Genomic DNA, 3,761 nt, shown 5'->3' with positions numbered 1-3,761 from the left:
GTGAAGGTTCCGGTGGCATAGACATTTGCAGCAGCCACTCCGCTGATGGATCCGAAAAAGGCGCTGCTGATCACCGACACCTTGGCTGGCCCGCCCCTGCTTTTGCCTGCCAGCCTGCAGGCCAGATCGGTAAAGAATTTACCGGTTTCTGTACTTTCCATGAAGGCCCCAAAAATGACAAAAAGGGCGACGAAGGTAGCGGATATGCCCGTAATCGAGCCATATATGCCCGCATCCGTGAGCATAAACTGCATTTCAATCAGCTCCGACAAGGGCAGGGGTTTGGAAAAGAAAACGCCACTGAGATAGGGGGCGATGTAAAGATATCCCAAAAATGATACAATCAGGACGGTCATGGCCGGGACCACCGCCCGCCTGATCGCTTCGAGCAGCAGCAGGATGTTCAGGGCACCCAGAACCATTTCCATGCTGGAGAGGGGATCGATGAACTCCAGCCGCATGCTCAGGGCATCTCTATTGATAATCAGATAAAGCGGCGGAAGAAGCGCCAGCAACGCCATGATCCAGTCATAGATGGGGATGGCCCCCCTTGACGCTCGTTTGCTGGCCGGGAAGAGAATGAAGGCCATGGGCAACAGGAACAACAGATGAATCCCCCGCTGAATCCTCGGTTGCATGACACCGAAGGTTGCTGTGTAAATTGCAAACACCGAGACCCCGGTCAACCATGAGCCAACCACCCTTCCTTTCCAACCGGATAATTCTCTCAACGGTCTGTCTCCTTTCCCGTGCTTGCTGTTTCTCACTCATGTGCCATGGCTGAAGGCAGCAGGGGCCTCGCCGGCTTACGGCACCAGGGACGTGCGGCCTTGGAAAGCCGGAGGCTATTGCTTGTATCCGGCTTCTTTGTAGAATTTCTCTGCACCCGGATGCAGGGGAACCGCAACGTTGATCCAGCCCTTTTCTGGAATGAATGTCTGATTGGCATTGTTGATCTTGTGGAGTTCATCCACATGTTGACACAAAATTTTGGTGATCGTGTAAGCCACCTGATCCGACACATGGCTGCCGATCAACAGCTCGCCGGTACTGACGACGGTCGGTACATCGCTGGCCTGTTCCGCGTATGTGCCCTTGGGGATGATCTGTTTTCCGGAAGATCTCGGCAGGGTCCCCAGATCTGTTGCAAGGGCGTCGATGCAATCGTCTGAGATCGGAAGCAGGGTGCCGGAACGGCTGACCAGCATTTCAGTGATTGCCGAAGCCGGCAGCGCCAGATGGGTGAAGACAAAATCGACATGCCTGTCCTTGTACAGGCTGACCATATCCGCGTAGTTGGCCTGAAATACCTTGCCACCCGCCCGGTCGATATCCTCCGCAGAGATCCCATTAAACTTCAGAATATTTTCGATCAGGGGTAAATCCGATGTGCCTTTCATCGGCATGGCAACCTTGATGGCTTTACCGCCCTTGACCATATCCGCCATGTCTGAGACCGTCTGAACGCCCTGGTCCTTAGCAGCCATGAAATGAACATAATAGGTCCCAAAAATTCCACCCAAGGATCGGACATTCGGATTGGGTTTTTGAAAAAGGGGGGCCATGCCACCCAAGGCCATCTTGTCTACAAATGTTATCCCCCATCCCAAATCGTCCTTGCCCATGGACACCCGGACCGGGTTGACCAAGCCGCCACCCGGGACCACCTTCAGCGTCAGTTTGGGTTCTTTTTCCGAAATTAACGCGGCGATACCGCCGGCCTGGACATACCATCCTCCACCCACAGCGCCCGCCACCCATGTAAGGGTCACCGGGCTGAGTTCTTCCGCTCGCGATGGGTTGGGGACAGCGAACGCCAGACCGACTGCCAGTGTCAGGACCACCATTGTTTTGAAAAGTGTCGACTGCATGAAAATCCTCCTTCTTTGGGGTTGATTGGATTCATTCAAAGGTCAGATATCAGTCTCTCCGCTTCGTCCTCGCGTGTTTCAGCCACGTGTATACCGGTGGCAGGTTCTCGACTTCAGGTTCGGTAACGACATCGATGAATACCGGTTGGTTTCCTGAAAAAGCGGAACGCAATGACTCGCTCAATGCTTCGGGCGTATTGACGCGCTGAGCCGACAAGCCAAATCCTTCAGCGACCCTGGCAGGATCGTTGGCATTGAAATCCACGGAAAAGTATTTCTCCTGGCTGTGGAGGCGCTGCAGTGCCTTGATCCATCCGAAGGTGCTGTTGTTGAAATGGATCAACACGGCCGGAATGTTCAGGCGCGATATGGTCTCCAGCTCGCCTGCCGACATACCCAGGCTGCCATCACCAAACAACCCCACCAGGCGCGATCCCGGACGCGCAAAATGAGCCCCCACCACTGCCGGAATGGCGTATCCCAGTCCGCCGTAGCTGCGGGGGATGATAAACCGTGAGCCTTGGCCGCTCAATTTGAGATACCGGGTAATATAGGGTGTCGGGGTGCCTGCGTCAGAAATGACGATGGCGTCGCCAGGCAGATGCTTGTTCAGCTCAGCGACAACCCGTTGTGGCTTCAACGGTACATCAGCAAGGGCGAATTGTTTTTCTGCATCCCTCCAAAACGTGGCGCGCTGACGATTCAAAGCGGTTACCCAATCAGACGGCTCCCGCTGAGCCGTTCGGCTTTTTAGCAGAACTGCCAGGTCCTCGGTGACCAATCGGGCGTCACCGGCAACGCTCAAGGCGTTTTTAAAGTTGTTCCCCAGCATTTCGGGATTCAAGTCAATCTGGATGATGGTGCGCTCGCCGGCGTTCGCCGGCATGGTCCAATTGATCGTGGAGACGCTACCCATCTTACAGCCGATGTACAGCAGGGTGTCCCCCTCTTCCATGGCCCGGTGCGCGTGGGGATGAAACCCATTGTCACCGATAACGCCCAGTGCCAGCGGGTGATCATCCGGCATCAAGCCCTGGCCGGAAATCGTCGTGACGACCGGTATACCCATCCATTCGGCAATGGCCATAATGGCTTTGTTGGCATCCGAATGATTGGCGCCACCGCCGCCGATAATCACCGGACGCCTCGCGGCAGTCATCAGATCGGCAAGCCGCTCCAACACATTCCTGGCCCCACGGGTGCGATAAGCTGGATATCGGCGACATTCATCTTCGGCATATATTTCAGCAGAAGCTTCTGGAATGGATCCTGACCATGCCTCATGAGGCAAAGCGAGATGGACTGCTCCCGGCCGGCCAGTGGTGGCGATTCGGAACGCGCGACGGATAACCTCTGGAATCTTTTCCGCATGCTTAACCACATTTGACCACTTGGTGATGGATTCAAAAAGCTTCTGGGTATCGAGTTCTGTGATGGTCTGTCTGCCCTCGCCAGATAAGGGGATATCGGAGGTGATGAGGATAACGGGGACGGAGGACGCATTGGCTTCGGCAATACCCGGAACCGAATAAAGCGGACCTGCGCCGCTAGGACATTCACAGAGCCCCGGCTTGTGGCTCAGGCGGGCATAGGCATCGGCCATGAACGAGGCAGAACGTTCGTCCCGCGCCATCACGTGGCGGATCGACGGTTGGGCGTCGTACAAGGCTTCATATAAAGGAATGCTGGTGTCACCCGGCACCCCGAAAATGACCTCGACCTTGTAGGCTTTCAGCATTTCTACGAGCGCATGCGAGCCATCCATCACGGCCTCCAACATGAAGAATAATAATTTATTTTGTAGGATTTTTTATAAGATTTAATTCATGGTTACCATATCTAAATTTTATTTGTCAAGAAAAATAATTCGCCTTAATTGGGTTAAATTAT

General features: G+C 54.4%; 3 protein-coding genes. All 3 read right to left on the bottom strand.

Translation table 11 applies throughout. The annotated features are described in order from the left end of the window. Positions 1-671, bottom strand: a 671-nt coding sequence (locus tag ABYV26_RS22820; RefSeq protein WP_372683657.1) for a TRAP transporter large permease subunit, incomplete at its 3' end; no start/stop codon positions are given. Positions 672-845: 174 nt separating this feature from the next. Next, entirely contained in the window at positions 846-1,871 is a 1,026-nt protein-coding gene (locus tag ABYV26_RS22815; RefSeq protein ID WP_372683656.1) for a TAXI family TRAP transporter solute-binding subunit, read from the bottom strand. Between the two features lie 49 nt (positions 1,872-1,920). Next, positions 1,921-3,636 carry a thiamine pyrophosphate-binding protein gene (locus ABYV26_RS22810; RefSeq protein WP_372683655.1) on the bottom strand — a complete coding sequence of 572 codons (1,716 nt, stop codon included), beginning with the start codon at positions 3,634-3,636 and terminating at the stop codon, positions 1,921-1,923. Positions 3,637-3,761: the final 125 nt, after the last annotated feature.

It is taken from the genome of Desulfosarcina sp., assembly GCF_041551955.1.
GTDB lineage: Bacteria > Desulfobacterota > Desulfobacteria > Desulfobacterales > Desulfosarcinaceae > Desulfosarcina.
Note: the sequence above shows the minus strand (reverse complement) of the source record. Positions and strands in the feature narration are given on the sequence as shown.